Origin of the sequence: Sporomusa sp. GT1, from assembly GCF_014634905.1 — a bacterium.
GTDB lineage: Bacteria > Bacillota > Negativicutes > Sporomusales > Sporomusaceae > Sporomusa > Sporomusa sphaeroides.
Window position 1 is genome coordinate 688,709 of sequence record NZ_BMBX01000001.1, and the last position, 19,012, is coordinate 707,720.

Annotated in this window: 16 protein-coding genes; 1 reads left to right on the forward strand and 15 read right to left on the reverse strand. The window is 49.5% G+C overall.

Annotated elements, in window-relative coordinates:
- Positions 1–49 precede the first annotated feature (49 nt).
- The 11 genes from GT1_RS03455 to thiW all read right to left on the reverse strand — a co-directional run bounded on the left by GT1_RS03455 (position 50) and on the right by thiW (position 12,487).
- Positions 50–499, reverse strand: a complete 450-nt coding sequence (locus tag GT1_RS03455; RefSeq protein ID WP_075754246.1) for a DVU_1555 family C-GCAxxG-C-C protein — start codon at positions 497–499, stop codon at positions 50–52.
- A gap of 37 nt (positions 500–536) precedes the next feature.
- A complete protein-coding gene (locus GT1_RS03460; RefSeq protein WP_075754244.1) occupies positions 537–848 on the reverse strand; it encodes an XdhC family protein in 312 nt (103 codons plus the stop codon).
- Entirely contained in the window at positions 848–1,615 is a 768-nt protein-coding gene (locus GT1_RS03465; RefSeq protein ID WP_188397403.1) for an XdhC family protein, read from the reverse strand. Before GT1_RS03465 ends, GT1_RS03460 begins: the two co-directional genes overlap by 1 nt.
- Before the next feature lie 13 nt (positions 1,616–1,628).
- On the reverse strand, positions 1,629–1,877 hold the full coding sequence (locus tag GT1_RS03470; protein WP_188397404.1) for a hypothetical protein: 249 nt from the start codon (positions 1,875–1,877) through the stop codon (positions 1,629–1,631).
- Positions 1,878–2,078: 201 nt separating this feature from the next.
- Complete coding sequence (gene trsM / locus GT1_RS03475) at positions 2,079–2,687, reverse strand: DVU_1556 family methyltransferase (RefSeq protein ID WP_188397405.1); 609 nt, start codon at positions 2,685–2,687, stop codon at positions 2,079–2,081.
- Entirely contained in the window at positions 2,684–2,893 is a 210-nt protein-coding gene (locus GT1_RS03480) for a DVU_1557 family redox protein (protein WP_075754238.1), read from the reverse strand. The genes trsM and GT1_RS03480 overlap by 4 nt, the downstream gene beginning before the upstream one ends.
- A 10-nt stretch (positions 2,894–2,903) precedes the next feature.
- The gene (locus tag GT1_RS03485) at positions 2,904–5,213 is read right to left on the reverse strand and encodes a pyridine nucleotide-disulfide oxidoreductase/dicluster-binding protein (protein ID WP_188397406.1); all 2,310 of its coding nucleotides are present in this window, start codon (positions 5,211–5,213) and stop codon (positions 2,904–2,906) included.
- Positions 5,214–5,318: 105 nt separating this feature from the next.
- On the reverse strand, positions 5,319–8,075 hold the full coding sequence (locus GT1_RS03490; RefSeq protein WP_188397408.1) for a molybdopterin-dependent aldehyde oxidoreductase: 2,757 nt from the start codon (positions 8,073–8,075) through the stop codon (positions 5,319–5,321).
- A gap of 80 nt (positions 8,076–8,155) precedes the next feature.
- On the reverse strand, positions 8,156–9,181 hold the full coding sequence (locus GT1_RS03495; protein WP_188397410.1) for a molybdopterin-binding protein: 1,026 nt from the start codon (positions 9,179–9,181) through the stop codon (positions 8,156–8,158).
- Positions 9,182–9,409: 228 nt separating this feature from the next.
- On the reverse strand, positions 9,410–11,464 hold the full coding sequence (locus GT1_RS03500; protein WP_188397412.1) for a sigma-54-dependent Fis family transcriptional regulator: 2,055 nt from the start codon (positions 11,462–11,464) through the stop codon (positions 9,410–9,412).
- A 531-nt stretch (positions 11,465–11,995) separates the two neighbouring features.
- On the reverse strand, positions 11,996–12,487 hold the full coding sequence (thiW, locus tag GT1_RS03505) for an energy coupling factor transporter S component ThiW (RefSeq protein WP_188397414.1): 492 nt from the start codon (positions 12,485–12,487) through the stop codon (positions 11,996–11,998).
- A gap of 257 nt (positions 12,488–12,744) precedes the next feature.
- Between thiW and GT1_RS03510 the strand changes: the two genes are divergently transcribed.
- Complete coding sequence (locus GT1_RS03510; RefSeq protein WP_188397416.1) at positions 12,745–16,194, forward strand: pyruvate carboxylase; 3,450 nt, start codon at positions 12,745–12,747, stop codon at positions 16,192–16,194.
- An 82-nt stretch (positions 16,195–16,276) separates the two neighbouring features.
- On the opposite strand, the gene GT1_RS03515 is transcribed toward GT1_RS03510, so the two are convergent.
- From GT1_RS03515 to GT1_RS03530, 4 genes are all read right to left on the reverse strand, one after another.
- The gene (locus GT1_RS03515) at positions 16,277–16,483 is read right to left on the reverse strand and encodes a CooT family nickel-binding protein (protein WP_075754220.1); all 207 of its coding nucleotides are present in this window, start codon (positions 16,481–16,483) and stop codon (positions 16,277–16,279) included.
- Positions 16,484–16,487: 4 nt separating this feature from the next.
- On the reverse strand, positions 16,488–16,913 hold the full coding sequence (locus GT1_RS03520) for a DUF3842 family protein (protein ID WP_188397418.1): 426 nt from the start codon (positions 16,911–16,913) through the stop codon (positions 16,488–16,490).
- Positions 16,914–17,068: 155 nt separating this feature from the next.
- Positions 17,069–18,406 carry a chloride channel protein gene (locus GT1_RS03525; RefSeq protein ID WP_188397421.1) on the reverse strand — a complete coding sequence of 446 codons (1,338 nt, stop codon included), beginning with the start codon at positions 18,404–18,406 and terminating at the stop codon, positions 17,069–17,071.
- A 2-nt stretch (positions 18,407–18,408) separates the two neighbouring features.
- Complete coding sequence (locus GT1_RS03530) at positions 18,409–18,993, reverse strand: HPP family protein (protein WP_188397424.1); 585 nt, start codon at positions 18,991–18,993, stop codon at positions 18,409–18,411.
- Positions 18,994–19,012: the final 19 nt, after the last annotated feature.

Sequence of the window (19,012 nt, forward strand, 5' to 3'; positions counted from 1 at the left end):
TAGTAGTCCACCAAGCCCTAAATCCTACGGCTTTAGACTTGGCAGACTACTAATACTCCAAACGGCCTGAAAGGCTATAGCCATTGGCGGCCAGAATCTCTTCGACTTTGGCAAGAGCATCTAAAACAAGCTGCGGACATCGCGTCATCCGGTTCATGGGATCATTCTCCAGGATGGTATGGCAGTCGATTCCGCCATACTGGGAGTATACCTTTTCTTCAAACCACCCGGCAAACTCTCTGATCATATCATTGAGACGGCTGTCTTCCATTTCTTCGGCTACTCCCTTGCCGGCATAGAGACCGATCAGACAGGCCCCGCCAGTCAAAACGCCGCAGGTTTTTCCACAAAAGCCAATGCCGCCGTTTAATCCTGACATAGCCCGCACAATATCGGGATTTTCCTTGCCCTGCGCTTCCAGCCCGATAATCAGCAAGATCTGGCTGCAGTAAAAACCCGCCTGTGACAACTCAACCAACTTTATGAAAGCATCTGTCATATTCTCCACCTTCCTCCCGTCCGTGCTTGCCGCACAGCTATAAAACCTGAATAAACACCTCCATAATTCCCCCGCAAACCATCCCTTCATCGGCTGCTGCATCATTTAACATCCTCACCGTATGCAATTGAGACCGGCTGTCGTCAAGTGCGGTTAGCGCCTGACGCCTAACCTCCGCTTCCCCGCAGCCACCGCCAATTGTGCCCAAAGACCTGCCATCAGGAAAAACCAGCATGCTACTGCCTGCTTTACGCGGAGTCGAGCCACGCGTTTCCACAATGGTTACCAAAGCGGCTTTCTCCCCCCGCTGCCGGCATTCACAAATATACTTGAGCAATGACCGATCCATTAGAACGCCTCCTTATACTCACTCAGCGGGCGACCAGACCCATTGCGAAAAACGGACACTACTTCGGCCGCAATACTCAGTGCTATTTCCGCAGGAGTTTCGGCTTTAAGGTCAAGACCAATGGGCGCACGCAGCCGTGTTTCCAGATCTGCCGGCGCTCCTTCCTCCTTTATGAGCGTAATAATTTCCCTTATGCGTTTCCGACTGCCAATCATGCCCAAATACCGGGCATCGCTGCCCATAACAGCGCGCAGGCAGTCCATGTCATAGCGGTGGCCGCGAGTTACAATGATAACAGCCGTTTCATTGTCCACAGTCAATTCTTTCACGACAAGTTGAAACTTCTGACAAATTACCCGGTACGCTCCGGGAAATCTGGCGGTATTGGCAAATTCCGGACGGTCATCAATAACTGTTACTTCAAAACCCATTAGTGAAAGAATTTGAACCAATGGTTGGCTGATATGCCCGCCGCCAAATACGATGGCACTAAACTTCTTTACCATTCTATCCCAAAACAGCCGGTAGGTATTGCCAAGCCCATCCTCAACAGAAATGGTTACCGGCTTAGTCCACACCGTTGTTTGCACTATATGTAATATATTTTCCATAACCAATGTCTCTAGCTGCCCTGACACCGTTCCGTCGGCCTGAATAATGATCATTTGCCCGATTGGGCTGGGGGAGCCTGAGGTACTGTCAATAACTGTAAGGATATCTGCTGCATTCCCGTTATCCATCGCCGCCTGCAGCTCATGAAAGCTCATCCAACTCCTCCTTTTAGTCACAGCGGGCACAGTCAGGTCCTTTACCGGTCAAATCATTAATTTTAGCAAGGGCGGCCTCAGACAAAAAATGTATTTGCGCCGGCTTTCCTTCCAGTGTTTCGCCAAATAAGGCAACGCCATTATCGGTTTCCAGATATCTCACCGGTAAATTGCGTCGAAATGTTTTTCCTGTGGTTTTATCAATCACTTCGATAGTAATCCAGTCGGCCTCAATTTTTTCCAGCAAAATTTCTTTTTCCATTCCCGAGCCTCCAAAAGCTTCTTATTTAACTCCTGAAAGTATCAAACGGGACCCCATCCTGCATTGCGGACAGCTCCGCCCCTCATTGGTATCCTCACAGTTCTTGCAATAAATGCTAAAACACCGGCAGCACTGGTACAAGGGATCATTTTCAGTTATTTCTTTACTACAGCGTGGACAGGTTTTGTTCTCCAAAGCAATTCATCCTTTCGCTTTCCATTTTTCAGCCACCAGTAAAAAATATCCTACTTTCGTTTTTGGGGTTATCGTGCACGGCCAAAGCTCTGCCGCCGAGCCATGTTCCATAATGTAGCCGGCAACAAACTCCCGCAAAAAGGCAGAACAGTCCTCCCAGATAATAATACGGAATCCGTTTTCCGCCAGCATCTTTTTTAATTGTTTATCATTCATATACCCGGCTGTCGCAGTGGAAGCCGGTAAGTACACATCGGTTATCGCCAGTTTTCCTCCAGGCACCAAAATCCGGCTAATTTCAACCAGCACTGCGGCGGCGTCCTGCATAACTGACAAACTGCACTCGGCGATCACTCCCGCAAAGGAAGCGTCGGCAAAAGGCAAACTTTCACCTGCGGCCTGGATGAGCGGCAAATCCGGCGCCCGCTTTCTCCCCTGCGCCAGCCGGACTAGTGATACATCCACCCCGACGGCCGCCAACCGACAGGCAGTATGTAAATATTCCACAGTCATACCGGTGCCGCAGCCAACATCAAGCACCTTGGCGCCGGGAGCAAAGGCACAATAGCCAACAACCTGTTTTGTCAACGTAATCCCGCCCGGATGCAGCATCATTTATCCTCCAGTGCCGCTTCCACCTGCTGCATCTTGCCATTGGCCAGATCCTCCGGAATGTACACCAGGCCACATTGAGAACACTTGTATAATTCAACCGGAAAACTGCTGCCAAGATATGACAGGGTTACTTTCCCCAGGGTCAGGCTGATGCCGCAGGTAACACAAATAATATTGACCGGCTGCTGTTCTGTCGGTTTACTCATAGTTCCTCCACTATCCCGTAATTTCCAATCGGTGGCAATAAGCATTATGGACAACAAAGCTGTCCCCTTGCGGTGAATATTCTACCCAATAGGTCACACTGGCCGGTTGAAAATACGCTATATAATGGCCGTTTCCGCCATGCTGGAGTTTACTGCCGGTACCTTCTGCATGCTCAATCACCCTAGTCACGTCCTCGACAAGAATCCTCCGTTCTTCCATAACCGCAAGCACAGCTTGCGGAATAATAACCTTAACCATTGCCGGTGTTGCCTCCACCTTTTCCCCCCAAACCTCCCGCAGCAGGGTTTGTTTTAATTTAGCCCGGTTGTCCTGACGTTCTGAATAGCCGGGACCCGTTTGTGCGGCCAGGTCTTCCTGACCATTTCCCAAAATGAGATCCAGAAGATGGTAGGTACGTTTTCCCTGACCGGCAAAATTATCCCGGCACATGGCACAGTAGGCGAGATAATCCAGTTCACTTTCTTTAATCCGCCTGTCTATCACCTTATGCGCAACCTCCTTATTGGCATAAAGCATCAGACCCCCATAGCCGCAGCAGTTAGTCTGTTCACGGCTAAAAGGCAATTCTTCCCATGAATATCCTAACCGGCCCAAAAGTGTTCGCACACTGCCCTGAAGTGCTGTATCATATCTGGTGGTACAGCTGTCATGGATGGCCAAGGTTTGCGGAGTATCCTGCAGCCGGACTGGCTCAGGCAAACCAATGCGCTCTAATAAAGTCCACAGACTTTCTGCCGGCCTATCCGGCAAATGCTGGTTAAATAAGCTATAACAGGTCGGACAACCGGCTATGATCCTGGGACTTCCCAAGACACGCCAGTTATTTTCCAGGCTTTGCATAGTTTCCTCAAATAGCCCTTCTTGGCCGGCCCAACTGGCCGGTGCCCCGCAACAACCCAACATTAACCCGACGCCGCCGTCCAGCCTTTCGCATAAAAACTTATACATCTGCTGTACATACTGCGGTGATGAGGCCGCTAACTGGCAGCCGGGATAAAACACCAGTTCACTTGCCGCATACCCTGGCTGATGCCTGGTAAGCGCAAATTTTTCACTACTGCTAAACCGCATATCCCGTAAGGCAAAATCATGAGCTGACGGGGGCATCTTCCCTTTCTCCACCATCATTTGCCGCGCTTGCTGGCAAACTTCACCCATGTTCAAATTACCCGGGCAAATTTCTTCACAAAGACCGCACAGACTGCAGGAGTTAATCATTTTATTGGCATGATGGATTCCCATAACAATGGATAAATTATTGTATACTTCACGCACATACCGTTTGGGATACCCCCGGTAGTGAGCCAGATACTCACACGCCTTTACACATTCCAGGCATTCGCATAACAAACAGCGATTGGCTTCCCGGCCGGCTTCCTCCCTGGTATAACCGCCGGCAGAATGGGCTGGCAGCACCATCGGTTCAGGCTCTATTCCTTTAATATTGGTATAAAGCAAAGTATCAAAGGGTCCCTCATTCTCCCGGTTAGCCGTAAGGGATGCCTTTTGAAACAGTCTGTCAATTGAAATGGCGGCAATCTTACCATCGGCAACCGAGGCAATGGGTGATGAATCCCCGCATGCACGGCGCAGACTACCACCGGCAAATACCTTGCTGTCACTTGTTGCCAAAGAGACCGCATCAACTTCAATTCTGCCGTCCCCGTCCAAAGCAAGACCGAAGTCTGCAGCAGGTATTTGCCCTGCCCCTGCGCCCAAATAGATGGCATCAAAATCGTCATAGATACTATGTAAAGCTACAATACGCGTAGTATAGTGAAGCGTAAAGGGAAATTTCCCGAGGATGCAAAAATCAGCATGAATCACTTCCCGGGGCAGCCGTTCGGCGGGGATATCCCAGATACTTCCTCCCAGGCGATCTGTCGCTTCAAAAATGACCACCTGGTAGCCCTTGCGTCCAAGCTCAACAGCCACCGTCAAACCACTCAGACCGGCACCCACAATGGCCACTTTCTGTTTTTTGGCCGGTGGCAATAAAACCTTGGGTATTGTGCTGTTATTGTCCACACAAACCTGTTCTAACGCTCTGATAAAAATTGGCTCGTCAAGTTCGTTACGCTTGCACCCCTGCCGACAGGGCTGATCGCAAATCCTGCTGATAATTCCGGGAAAAGGAATCATTCTGTGAAACAAAGCGAAGCCTGCCGTGTAATCTTCCTGGCGTACAGCCTTAGCCACACCCCGGACATCGACATGAACAGGACATCTGGCAGTACAGCCGGGCGGACTTTCCTGTACACACTTCGCTTCCCGTTGACGCAATACTTTTTGATCCATATTGAACCATCCTCTCCCAGGTATGGAGAAATTCTAAAACGAACGGAAAGCCTAGTACCTCGCGGCTTTCCAGTCCGTTTTAGAAAAACACTATTGCTTGGTCGTTTATTTGCTGCCGGCCGCTTGTTCCTTGGCAGCCAATGCTTCCAGACCTGCTTTAATTTTTTCGGGCAGTGCCGGTACTGCATAAACCCGTACGCCGCAAGCATTATAAATGGCGTTAAGAACAGCAGGATGCGGAGCAGTAAGCGGGCCTTCGCCCACCCCGGCGGCACCATACGGGCCATGCTTACGCGGTGAGATATTATAGATGATGTCTATGTCATCAGGAATATCCTGGATGAAGGGGAAGCCACAAGCCACCAAATTAGTATGCTTTTGCAGATCTTCGAAGTCCTCGGTCAAAGCCAGACCGATGCCTTGTGCCAAACCACCATAAATTTGTCCGTCGGTAGTCGCCTTATTGGTAAGTGTGCCAATATCGGCAACAGTCGTAAACTTGACCACTCTGGCTTTACCTGTCTTCATGTCCACTTCGACCTCTGGCATAAATACTTCATACATGTATACTGCAAACGGATCACCTTTGGCAGTATCAGGATTGCAGTCAGTACACATTGAGGCCGCCCATTTGCCGTCATAGCGAAGCGGAATATTTTCGGCAACCATTTCGTCATAAGTGCGATAGGTGCCGTCAGGCTTACGCATGGCATTGACCAGCATTTCGCAGCCAACACGAATGGCATTGCCTGTCATTACATTTTGCCGGCTGCCGCCAGACGGGCCGCTGGCCGGAGTAAAGGCCATATCATTCATCACAAGTTTGATTTGTTCCGGGGTGATACCCATTTGCCGCAGGGTTTCATGAGCATGGGTTAAAGCGGCAAGGTCTGCGCCCTGGCCATGGTCTTGCCAGGAGGAACCGACACTAATGGTGCCATCTTTGTTCAGTTCTATCCAGGCCACCGAACCGTCAGGACCGTCAAGCCCGCAACCGTAGATACCCAGTGACAGGCCTACACCGCGTTTTTTCTCAGGTGTGGAGAGCTCCTGGCAACGCTTTTTGGCTTCTTCCCAAAGCGGCCGGAGGGTGTTGAACATACTCTCAAAGCAGAATACTTCCGGTACCTGCTGTGTCGGCGTAGTGGCACCAGGACGATAAATATTCTTAAAGCGCAATTCCAGCGGATCCATGCCGAGTTTCTCTGCCAATTCGTCCATGGCAATTTCCGAAGCCAGGAAGGCCTGCGGGGAACCGTAAGCGCGGAAAGCAGAACCCCATGCATGGTTAGTGCATACGGTGCGTCCTTTGCCGCGAATATTGGGAATCTCGTAGCCGGCACCGGTAAACTGGGCTTGACGCAGAGTTGCCAGATCACCGAACTCGCTGTAGGGACCATGATCCATTGCCCAGTCTGTTTCCATAGCCAGCAGTTTGCCTGTTTTGTCGGCAGCCAGCTTGCATTTCATAAAGACAGGTGAGCGTTTACCGGTATAAGTAATCATTTGGTACATATTGAAGTTCAGGGATACCGGTTTGCCTGTAGCCATACAAGCAACAGCCAGCAACGCTTCATTTGTCGGGCTGAACTTATAGCCAAAAGTTGCGCCTGTGGGGTTGGCGACCAGACGGAGTTTTTCCGGCTCAATACCAATACCGGGGCAAATCATCGCATGGTGCAAATGCAGCGCGATACTCTTGGAATGAACGGTCAGGCGCCCTTCTTCATCATAATAGGCGCAGCCGCAGTCAGGTTCCAGCACCAGATGAGGCTGACGGCTGCAGTAAGTATCAACTTCTACTGTCACAACCTCAGGGTCCTGCATAATGGGTTTGGTGTCCTCACCTTTGACAACCCCTTGCTCAAAGTAAGTATTGGGCACGCCGGGATGAATATCGATAGCATCAGGTGCCATGGCTGCCGGCGCACTCATATAGGCCGGCAATACTTCCAGATCAACCTTGACCTTTTTGACGGCTTCTCTGGCATGTTCTTCAGTATCGGCACAAACTATGGCAATTGCATCACCATATTGGAATACTTTCTCGTCGCACAAAATGGGGCGATCCCAGCCGTCACCTTTATTGGTCGGGAAGGTAATCAGGCCGGTGATACGGTTTTTGCCTTTGACATCCTTGTGGGTAACAACCTTGTAAACACCAGGCATTTTTTCGGCTTCCGTAGTATCAATGCCTTTAATATTTGCATGAGATACTTCTGCCTGAACAAGCGCTAATCGCAGCGTTCCGGCAGGCATCTGCAGGGCAACATCGGCACCAAAATCCCAGGTTCCGGTGACTTTCTGCAGGGCAGACGGACGATGATAGGTAGTGCCATAAATCTTGTTGCCTACAGGCTGGTACAACAGATCTTCTTTCCGCATTTCACCACGAATAACCTTAGCGGCTGCCATAACGGCATCGACCAGCGGCTTATAACCGGTGCAGCGGCAAGCGTTGCGGTGCTTCTGGAACCAGTCGCGAATCTCTTCTCTTGATGGGTTCTGGTTTTCGTCAAGTAAAACCTTGGCCGACAAAATAAAGCCAGGGCTGCAGAACCCGCATTGGGCGCACCCGTAAGCCATCCAGGCAACCTGCAGCGGATGAAGATTGGCAGGTGTAGCCAAACCTTCAATTGTGGTGATATTGGCTTCGTCAGGAACTCTCTTCATTTTCATAACACAGGACCGTACCACTCTGCCATCCATGATGATCGAGCAAGTTCCGCATTGACCTTGATTACAGCCGACTTTACAACCTGTCAGCAGTAGTTGTTCCCTGAGCACACTGGCCAGACTGGCTTCAAGGTCAACGATCAGGGTTCTTGGCAAACCATTGATATTCAGCACTTTTTTTTGCATTTGCTTTTCTCGTCTCCTTCTTATTGAATAATCTATATTTCAGGGGATTTGCTCCTCCCCGAAATACGCCCAAAATAAAATTAGCTTCCCTTGCCAAAGCCGCATTCAGGATAACGGCATTCTTCACACACCAGGCACAACCCGCCATGCCCGAGCCTTACGATATCCTTTCGGGACAGTACTTCACCTGCTAACAGGCGGGGAACCACCAAGTCAAATATTGTGCTTTTGTGATACATCACACAGCCAGGCAAACCCAAAACCGGCACGGTTCCGAAATAAGCCAGCATAAACATGGCACCAGGTAAAGTAGGTGCACCGTACGCAACAATCTGGCCTCCTGCCGCCCGGATACCGGATGGGGTTACATCATCAGGGTCAACAGACATGCCGCCTGTAGTGACAATCATCTCCGCCCCCTCTGCCAGCAAACGGTGAATGGCCTTGGATATCATCGAAATATCATCAGGTACAAACACTTGACGCAAAACAGAACTTCCCAACCGTTCAAACTTATCTGTCAGCACCGGACCAAAACAATCTGTAATCCGGCCATGATAAACTTCACTGCCGGTAGTCACCACCCCCACCTTGCAAGCCTGTAAGGGTTTGACTTCCACTACCGGATAACAGTCAATACCGATCTGCTCAATTTGCTTAAGCTTCTCATGGCCAATCACCAAAGGAATAATTTTGCAGCCTGCCACCTTTTTCCCGGCATCTACTATTTGATTTGAATGTAAGGTAGCTGCTGCCACTTGATCAATATCATTAATCCGTTCCAGTGCTTCGCCATTTATTTTTAGCAAGCCGCGAATACTGGCTGTTATTTCAACTTTCCCCTCAGAAGCCTCGGCCAGTGACAAACCCGGACCGGCTATTGCCTGCGCAAATCTGAGCGCGGCATCATTTTCGTGCAGGGTTTGCTCATTTACTTCCCAGACATAAATATTTTCTTTGCCAATAGTCAGCAATCTGGGTATATCGTCCCGTCGAATTACATGTCCTTTCTTGAAGGCCTTTCCCTTGCGTTTTCCCGGAATAATTTCAGTAACATCATGGCAAAGGACCATGCCTTCTGCCTGGTATACGGGAACTACTTTCATCGTCCATCCTCCTTAGCTAATACAATCTGGATAAGTAGCCGTCTTTGCTGCCTGACTATGTATGTACTATTATTCATTGCAAGATTTATACCAATGGGAAAATGTCCCATAAAAGTAAAGAACCAGCTGCTTTTCGGGCAGCTGGTTCTTTACGATTTTGTTACATGTACCTAAATATGTTCACAAGTGTCACACAAAAGTGTCACACCAAAGTGACACTTTTTATATTTAATTGTATATCGCATATTGTTTCATTTTCCTGTACAGGGTATTGCGCGAAACTCCCATCGTACGCGCCGTCAAACTCACATTTCCTCTATGGGCGGACAGCAGGGAAAGAATTTCCTGCCTTTCATTCTCCTCCAGCAGGAAACGCCGCCCCTCCCGGCCGCGGCATACTTCCACCACATGCCGGGCAGGATAAAATCCATTGCCATTATCCGGATTTGGGCTAGCCGGGTTAGCCGGTTGCCAGGTACAGATTTCTTTGGGCAAATTAATTAAATTTACCATTTCTCCTTCTGTCAGACTGACGATCCGCTCCACCACATTTTGAAGCTCGCGCACATTTCCCGGCCAATCGTATTTCACAATCCGCTCAATTACCGCCGGACTCACCCGGAAGTTCCGCCCATGCTTATCCAGCCTGTCGAGGAAATAATTAAAGAGCGGCACAATATCCTCCGAGCGTTCTCTGAGCGGCGGTATTGTGATGGCGATTACATTCAATCGATAATACAGGTCTTTGCGGAAAGTGCCTTTCTCCACTTCTTTTAATAGGCTTTTGTTGGTGGCACAAATCACCCTGACATCAACAGGTATTACCTTATCCGAACCAATCCGGTTTACTTTGCGTTCCTGCAATACCCGCAAGAGCGCTACCTGCTGCTCTAACGGCATGTCACCAATTTCATCCAAAAACAGTGTTCCGCCGCAGGCCAGTTCAAATTTGCCCGGTTTCCCCCCGCGTTTGGCCCCGGTAAAGGCTCCGTCTTCATAACCGAATAGTTCACTGCCAATCAGTTCCCGTGGGATTGCCCCGCAATTTACCGCAATGAAGGGTCCGGCAGAACGGTCACTGCGATTATGGATAGCCTGTGCAAATATTTCTTTACCGGTACCGCTTTCACCCTGGAGCAGCACACTGGATATACAGGTCGCGGCAAGAGAGGCTATCCGGACAGCTTCCAGGATGGCTTTGCTCTCACCGATAATATCACTAAATTTCAAGGTTCCATAGTGTCCGCTAAACCGGTTTACTAAATTCTGAATTTGTTTCATCGGCCGCAGAATAATAACCCCGCCTGTCACCACGCCCTGCTCATCAGCAACAGGTTCACCGGTTGCCAGATAATGACTCAGCCCACAGTTGGTATCCAGCATGATTTCAATGTCTGCACAGGATTCCTTGCAGGTTATTATTCTTCTGATAATTGTGCTTTGGGCGCCAAAGATACTTTCTACTTGCAGCGGCTGCTTGGTCTCAAACTTGGCTGGCCCAAAACCGAGTATTTTTTTGGCAACAGGATTCAGTTCGCTGATAACGCCATTATTATCAATCATAATTACGCCGTCAGACATTGTATTAAAAATATTTGTCAGGCGACTGTTCATTACACGTAATTCGTTATTTTTTCTCCTGATGGCAAGCTGGGCCATAATAGCCTCAGCTGCCGCCACCACCATCCCCAAGGTATGGAGATGAGCCGCAGTTGATTTCCCGGAAACGTCCAGGATTCCTAATACTTTCCCCTTTTCATCAAGAATAGGTGCTGCCGAGCAGGTCAGACAATGATGCTTCCGGCAGTAATGCTCCGAACCGGATACCTGAATCGGCTTTCTGGTAACCAGAGCCGTACCGATGGCATTCGTGCCTGCTTCCTTTTCACTCCAGTTTGCCCCTTGAAAAAAACTCACCGTCATGGGGTTCTTTAATGTATCTTTATCGCCAAGTATTTCCATAATGTAACCGCGTATATCTGTCAGAACAACCACAAAGCCGGAACCGGCAACAATCTGGTATAAGTTATCCATAAACGGTTTAGCAATGGTAATAAGTTCCTGGTTTTCCCGCAATACCGCCCTAAGACTGTATTGGTCCAGCTGGTGATGAACGCCATCATCGTTAGGATTAACCCTGGCTTGGCGACACCGCACCCACGAGTCGAGAATCTCCTGTCTGATAGAGTGCTTGTAGCTTTTGTCGATACTCTTTAACGTTGCGGTAAAGCTTAGCCACCCGGCCAAAGTACCATCACAAGTGTTTTCGGCATACACAACCATAAGTCACCTGCCTATTTTCGATTTTGACTCAACACAAGAAGGTAAGCTAACATCCAGAAGCTTATCAACAATAGGAAAATTACTGGCGCGTTCCTTGCAGCCGTCAATATTACTGAGGCGCAGGCGGCCATTATGCATAAGAGAGGATAAGCGCCGACGGTGCGGCGTTGTATGACGGACGCCCGTGCCGTGCTCTTAAAGTCATACTTTCTGTCAGGAAAAAAAACAGAGCCTCCCCAAAAGGATGAGCGCCCGGTCACACTTAGCACTGACTCCTTCCCGTAGCGCGGGAGACCTACCGGCTTCCCGGTAAACCATCGTTCTAGCGATCATCAGTTGCATTAGACCGTCAGATTTGGAGGTACTAATATTTTTCTTTATTTCCACTATTCGGTAAATAATAAAAAATTCCTGCAATGTTAAAATATATTCCCAAAAACTAGCAGCAAACTTATCCACTGGTAGTGCGGCAAGCTTCCCGCCACTGCCGTCAGCGTTAGTCCTGGCGTGGCAGAATGCCGGCATAATGGCTCAGCCTTTCAGCTTCTCAGTCAGCACGGCGGGAATAACCGTTTTGTACAATAGATAAGCAATAATACTGCCGCCGGTTGTGCTGACCATAAAAGGAATGACAAAGAAAAACGCGCCGGCCGCCGAACCGATAAAATATTTGGCAACAGGATAAGCCAGTAACGCACCGAAAATACCTGTTCCGATTATTTCCCCGGCAATAGCTCCCCAAATGCTATTGGTTCGCTTATATAAAAAACCGGACAACGCTGCGCCAACCATGCTTCCCGGAAAGGCTAACAGCGAACCTGTGCCTAACAGATTGCGTAAGAGCGAAATCCCAAACGCGGCACTAACCGAGTAACGTGTTCCCAAAAGGACGGCCAGCAATATATTGATAACATGCTGTAAGGGAAAACACTTGGCGATACCGATCGGGATATATACCAAATGGGACGTGAGTACACCCACAGCCATAAAAATAGCGGTATAAGCCAGTTTACGAATTTGCATAAGTATTTATCTTCCTTTCTCCGTGATTCTGTCTTTATGAAAGTTATACTTGCTGTTAGGATAAAAAAATTCGTCACAGCAAACCTGCCTCCTGCCAAACAGGAAGGTAAAACTTTTATTTGTCAAACAATTGTCTGCCCCCAAAATTATAATACTGTATATTTTCGGCGTATGCCTTGTATTTTCGGTAATTCAGTGATAAATTAGCAATTATAACTTTACATCCATCTACTTCGTTGGTTTTGGAGGGAATTTACATGAAAAAAATTCAAACCGTATTGGTAGCCAATCGTGGCGAAATTGCCATCCGGGTCATGCGTGCTTGTAATGAATTGGCAATACGCACTATTGCCATTTATTCTAAAGAAGATATCTTTTCCTTGCATCGCTATAGAGCCGATGAGGCCTATCTAATCGGCGAAGCCAAAGGCCCTGTCGATGCTTATCTGGACATTGAAGATATCCTGCGCATCGCTAAAAATCGCGGTGTGGACGCTATCCATCCCGGCTATGGCTTTTTAGCAGAAAACATTAATTTTGCTAAACGCTGCCAAGAAGAAGGTATCCTGTTTATCGGACCGGAGATCCGGCATCTGGCTATGTTTGGCGACAAAATCAACGCCCGCGCCCAGGCAGTAGCGGCAGGATTACCGGTCATCCCCGGCAGCGACGGTCCTGTGAGCTGTCTGGAAGAGGTCAAAGCGTTTGGCGAACGCTACGGGTATCCGCTGATCATCAAAGCCATCTTAGGCGGCGGCGGCCGCGGCATGCGGGTCGTGCGGACAGCGGCCGAGGTTGAACAAGCCTACCTGCTCACCAAATCGGAAGCCAAGGCCTCTTTTGGTGATGACCAAATCTATCTTGAGCGTCTCCTGGAAAACCCTAAGCATATTGAAGTTCAAATCCTGGGCGACCAGCATGGCAATATTATTCATTTGTATGAAAGAGACTGTTCTGTCCAGCGTCGCCACCAAAAGGTTATTGAAATCGCTCCCAGCATCTCCATCACGCAGGAATTGCGCCACGCAATCTGCAACGCTGCCGTAAAACTCATGAAAAAGGTCGGTTATGTCAATGCCGGCACTGTGGAATTTTTAGTAACCCCCGACCAGCAGTTTTATTTTATTGAAGTAAACCCGCGCATCCAGGTAGAACATACTATCACCGAAATGATTACAGGTATTGATATTGTGCAAGCCCAGCTGCACATTGCCGACGGCACAAGTCTGCGCGACGAAAGTATCGGCATTGCAGATCAAAACAGCATTACGTGCAATGGCCATGCCATCCAATGCCGGATTACCACCGAAGACCCGGCTAATCAATTCCTGCCTGACACCGGAAAAATAACGGCCTACCGCAGCGGCGGCGGTTTCGGCGTACGCCTGGACGCCGGCAATGCCTATACAGGCTCGGTTATCACGCCCTATTATGACTCGCTGCTGGTAAAACTCTCTACCTGGGGCCTGACACACAAGAGCGCTATTGCCAAAATGAAACGCTGCCTCAATGAATTCCGGATTCGCGGCATAAAATCCAATATCCCGTTTCTGCACAATGTGGTTGAGCACCCGGATTTTTTAAGCGGCAATTATTATACCTCCTTTATCGACACCTCGCCGGAATTATTTGTATTCTCACCGCCGCAGGACAGAGGCACAAAACTCTTAAACTACCTGGCCGAGATTACCGTCAATGGCGCTGAAGGGGTAACTAAGCGGCCTAAACCCGGTTTTCCGCCGCTCCGCCTCCCGCAAGCACCGCAGACGCCACTGCCGAGCGGCACTAAGCAAATTCTTGACAGCCGCGGCCCTGAGGGTTTGGCAGCCTGGATTAAAGAACAAAAGGAAGTATTACTGACCGACACTACCCTGCGTGACGCCCACCAATCCCTGCTGGCTACCCGGATGCGGTCATACGATATGCTCAATGCCACTCGGCCTATGGCTCATGGGATGCCTAACTTATTTTCCCTGGAGATGTGGGGCGGTGCTACCTTCGATGTTGCTTACCGGTTCTTAAAGGAAGATCCCTGGAAGCGTCTTGAAGCGCTTCGGGCACAGGCCCCGAACGTTTTGTTCCAGATGCTGCTGCGCGCTTCTAACGCGGTTGGGTACACCAATTACCCGGACAATGTCATTCGTGCCTTTGTTGACCAGGCCGCCGAAGCCGGCATCGATGTTTTCCGCATTTTTGACAGCTTAAACTGGCTGGAAGGCATGACGGTTGCCATTGATGCGGTACGCAAGTCCGGCAAGGTTGCCGAGGTTGCCTTGTGCTATACCGGCGATATACTGGACCCCGCCCGCAGCAAGTATGACTTGAACTATTATATTAAGCTGGCCAAAGAGGTCGAACAGGCCGGTGCTCATATTCTGGCCATCAAGGATATGGCAGGCCTGCTTAAGCCGGAAGCCGCCTATCAATTGGTTTGTGCCCTCAAGGAAGCTGTCGAGCTCCCTATTCACCTGCATATGCATGACACCAGCGGCAATGGCATTTATGCTTACGCCCGGGCCATTGATGCCGGTGTGGATATTGTTGACACAGCCATCTCTTCTTTGTCCGGCATGTCTTCGCAGCCCAGCGGCAACAGCTTATATTACGCCCTACAGGGCCATCCCCGCCAGCCTAAGACCGATATCCGCACTTTACATGGATTATCCCATTACTGGGAAGATGTCCGGGCCTATTACCGGGATTTTGAAAGCAGCCTCTTTTTCCCTAATCCAGAGGTATATCTCCACGAAATGCCTGGCGGGCAATACAGCAACCTCAGGCAGCAGGCTAAAGCCCTGGGACTGGAAAGCCAGTGGGACAAAGTCAAGGAAGTATACCGCCAGGTCAATGACATGTTTGGCGATATTACCAAAGTAACCCCTTCCTCCAAAATCGTCGGCGACATGGCCTTGTTTATGGTGGAAAACAACCTTACAGAAGAAGATATTTATGCTTCCGGCAGCAGCTTGGACTTTCCCAACTCTGTCGTGGAATTCTTCTCCGGCCAAATCGGCCAGCCTTACCAGGGGTTCCCGCAGAAGCTGCAGCGCATTGTTCTCAAGGGGAAAGAACCGTTAACCAAACGTCCCGGCGAACTGCTGCCTGACGCCAATTTTACGCAGATCCAGGAGACGCTGGCAAACACAATGCAGCGTCCGGTGACAATGAAGGATGCACTGGCCTATGCCCTGTATCCCCAGGTGTTTTCCGCCTGGAACAGCTTTGTCAATTCTTATGGTGACGTATCGGTGCTAGACACTCCTACCTTCTTCCATGGCTTACAGCTCAGAGAAGAAATCAGAGTGGATATTGAGGAAGGAAAAATGCTTGTCATTAAACTTATCTCAATCGAAGATCCGCGTCCTGACGGCACACGGATTGTTCAGTTCGAGCTCAACGGCATGCCCCGTGAGGTTGTTGTTAAGGATAAGAGCATCAAAGCGGTAACTATTGCCAGGGCAAAAGCCGAAAAAGACAATCCCGCCCATCTTGGCGCTTCCATGACCGGCAAGGTTGTAAAAGTTATGGTCGAAAGAGGTGCTCGCGTTAAGAAGGGAGAACCGTTAATCGTTACTGAAGCCATGAAGATGGAAACCACCATCCAGGCTCCTTTTGACGGCGTAGTTGATGAACTCTATGTGAAACCCCAGGACTCCATCGATACAGGCGATTTACTCTTAGAACTCCTGAAGGTATCAGAGGCATAACACTACGAAATATAAACCGGCTTAATGCCAATAGAGCAACACGGCATGCACCAGAACAAAAGTGCATGCCGTGTTGTTTACTTTAGTCGGCCGTTTCGGTCTGAATCGGCTCTAAAATGATACGGTGGTCAACCAGATTCAGTTCTTTAATCCTAGCGGCAAGAGTCTTTCTCTGTCCGAAGATGCTTTCCAGATACACTTCACCATTCTGCGGCACAACCTTGTCGACGCGTTCCATCAGCAGCTCTTCTTTATCACCCTTAAAAAGATAAGCATTAGCCTCGCACATGTGACTATTCCCTCCCTCCATCGTCTATGTATTGCTTCATTTGCATAACCAAAGCCTCAACCATGTGTGGCAGCGGCTCTGAATGAATACCCACCAGATCAATATTGTTTTGATGAATGGGTAAAAGAATCTTTCTTGCCTTGCTGGCAACCACTCGTTTGGCCATTTTAGGCGTTAATTCACCCTTCATGGAGTTAGGCAGAATGATACTGAGCGGTCCTAAAATCAAAGTCACTTCATTAATATTGCAAATAAGCGCATTTTCGCCGGTGGCGCCTTCATTGGCCCCGGCCCGCAGCATCACAGCGGTAGCCTGGGCATTGGTCCCAATAGCCAGAATATCCACAGCATTCCCAAATTCGCTGCGAACCCGGTTAATTATGACCCGGCCAATTCCGCCTCCCTGCCCATCGACAACGGCAATGTACACAAAATCCCTCCAGTAAACCAATCCAATAATACCACATTTGCTATAAGTATTATTGTACATTACTATGCTATCACTTTCCATAGAAACAGGCAAATTCCTGCTGCCGGCAAAAGCCGCCCAACTCCGGCTGCCGCTCCGGCAAGTCACAGCACAGGTTAATCCCTGGATACCTGCAGCGGATTTTTGCTGGCACCGGCTTGTGTTTTGCCTGCACCCCTGACAGTATTGCCGGTATCTGTTAAAAAGGCCGGACATTTACCGGTAGCTATCATTTGACTGGGATATATGCTGCGATGGCCGGAAATGATGTAGCTAATCAGGCAGCTTATGGCGGCATAGGGAATAACGTCACTCCCATATAATTCTGCGGCCATAATAACTGCCGCTATCGGCGTGTTGACGGCACCTGCCAGCAAGGCCGCCATACCGATTACAGCATAGGCCTGGATGTCCACACTGCCGATGAGCTGGCCAAATAAGTTTCCTGCAGCGGTTCCCACCACAATAACCGGCATAATAATCCCGCCTGTCCCGCCACAGCCCAGGGTAACAGCCGTGGCAAGGGTTTTCCAAAAAAATGCCGCCGCCGGAATACTGTCGCCGCGCACCCCGGTTTCCAGCAATTCGGTACTTAGCCCCAGATACAGCGGGCTGATAAAGTGGGCAATACAAGTAAGCATCACGCCGCCAATAAACGCTTTTACCGGTTTAGTCAGCTGCAGCCTGTCAAAATACCGGCCACACTGCTGAATTGTCTTAATAAAGAATACCGAGACTGCCCCGCAAAGCAGCCCTAATACGATTGCCCCCATGGTCAGATAGCAGCTGGATTCTATTATAATATCCCGGTACACATAAGATATCCCGGTAAAATAAGCAACATAATAACCGGCCGCACCGGCAATGCAGGCAGGATAGAGTGTATCATAAAGAATTTTACCAACAAATAATACTTCTACGGCAAAGATGGCACCGGCAACAGGCGTACCGAAAACAACGGCAAAACCTGCGCTTATGCCACAAATAACAATTTGCTTGCAATCTGCGTCTGCCGCTTGCAAAAACCGTCCCCAGGCCGAGGCAAGGGTGGCGCCAAGCTGCGCCGCCGGACCCTCTTTGCCTGCCGAGCCACCGGCAGTGATTGTCATGACGGTGGCTATTATCTTTACCGGCACTTCGGCCAGGGGCAGATAACCAGCCTTTTGGTGAATGGCTTCAACCATTTTATCGCTCCCGCCTGAAATTCCCGGTGCCAGCCACCGCACCAGCAAACTGTTTAAAAATAAAACCGGCGGAATAAAAAAATAGTAATAGGGCACTTGGGTCCAAACAGCAATAGCCCAGGCTAATAGCTGCAAAAATAAAGTTACCCCCAGGCCGGCAATCACGCCTGTGGTAACGCCAAAATATGTCCATTTAATAATATGCCTCAGTAATGGCAGCTGCTTATAGTACTGAGTAAGCAACCGGCAGCCGAACAATACCGGCTCCATACCTACCACCAATAATTCGGATACTGCCGTTTGGCGGCCAAATTATTCACCAGTAGCCCGACAACTACCAAAATACCGATACCTACACCTACAGGCATTAGCGGAAATAGCCAATCCTGCCGGGTAATTACAGCAATTAAGGCCGTAGCGCCGGCCGGCGGGTGGACGGTCCTTGTCCCTACCATTGCCGCTACCGCAATGCCGACACTAAGAGCTGCCGTATACCAGTAACAACCTGCCACCTGGTAAACAGTAACCCCGATAATGGCTGAAAGTATATGTCCGGCAATGGCATTGCGCGGCTGCGCAAACGGAGCCGCCGGCGCACCGTAAATGAGACAGGCTGATGCACCTAAGGATGCTACTAAAACAGGAATTTCCTGTATAAAAGCAAGGTAGGTAACAATACCGATACCGGCAAATGAACCAACCAGCGCCCAAAAGCACTCTGACACAGCGGGGACTGGCACCCCACATCTTCCGGCCGAGTTCATTTTATGCCAATAGGCTTCACAGGACGAAACCAGATGCTCACTGGGTGCTGCTGTTTTTTCACAACTTTCTTTTTCCGGCAGACTGTTTGGCATATACGCTCCTCCTTATAGG

What these genes read in the sequence shown, in the direction of transcription:
- GT1_RS03455 (WP_075754246.1), bottom strand. Translation starts at nt 499, where the DNA reads ATGACAGATGCTTTCATAAAGTTGGTTGAGTTGTCACAGGCGGGTTTT.
- GT1_RS03460 (WP_075754244.1), bottom strand. Translation starts at nt 848, where the DNA reads ATGGATCGGTCATTGCTCAAGTATATTTGTGAATGCCGGCAGCGGGGG.
- GT1_RS03465 (WP_188397403.1), bottom strand. Translation starts at nt 1,615, where the DNA reads ATGAGCTTTCATGAGCTGCAGGCGGCGATGGATAACGGGAATGCAGCA.
- GT1_RS03470 (WP_188397404.1), bottom strand. Translation starts at nt 1,877, where the DNA reads ATGGAAAAAGAAATTTTGCTGGAAAAAATTGAGGCCGACTGGATTACT.
- trsM (WP_188397405.1), bottom strand. Translation starts at nt 2,687, where the DNA reads ATGATGCTGCATCCGGGCGGGATTACGTTGACAAAACAGGTTGTTGGC.
- GT1_RS03480 (WP_075754238.1), bottom strand. Translation starts at nt 2,893, where the DNA reads ATGAGTAAACCGACAGAACAGCAGCCGGTCAATATTATTTGTGTTACC.
- GT1_RS03485 (WP_188397406.1), bottom strand. Translation starts at nt 5,213, where the DNA reads ATGGATCAAAAAGTATTGCGTCAACGGGAAGCGAAGTGTGTACAGGAA.
- GT1_RS03490 (WP_188397408.1), bottom strand. Translation starts at nt 8,075, where the DNA reads ATGCAAAAAAAAGTGCTGAATATCAATGGTTTGCCAAGAACCCTGATC.
- GT1_RS03495 (WP_188397410.1), bottom strand. Translation starts at nt 9,181, where the DNA reads ATGAAAGTAGTTCCCGTATACCAGGCAGAAGGCATGGTCCTTTGCCAT.
- GT1_RS03500 (WP_188397412.1), bottom strand. Translation starts at nt 11,464, where the DNA reads ATGGTTGTGTATGCCGAAAACACTTGTGATGGTACTTTGGCCGGGTGG.
- thiW (WP_188397414.1), bottom strand. Translation starts at nt 12,487, where the DNA reads ATGCAAATTCGTAAACTGGCTTATACCGCTATTTTTATGGCTGTGGGT.
- GT1_RS03510 (WP_188397416.1), top strand. Translation starts at nt 12,745, where the DNA reads ATGAAAAAAATTCAAACCGTATTGGTAGCCAATCGTGGCGAAATTGCC.
- GT1_RS03515 (WP_075754220.1), bottom strand. Translation starts at nt 16,483, where the DNA reads ATGTGCGAGGCTAATGCTTATCTTTTTAAGGGTGATAAAGAAGAGCTG.
- GT1_RS03525 (WP_188397421.1), bottom strand. Translation starts at nt 18,406, where the DNA reads ATGGAGCCGGTATTGTTCGGCTGCCGGTTGCTTACTCAGTACTATAAG.
- GT1_RS03530 (WP_188397424.1), bottom strand. Translation starts at nt 18,993, where the DNA reads ATGCCAAACAGTCTGCCGGAAAAAGAAAGTTGTGAAAAAACAGCAGCA.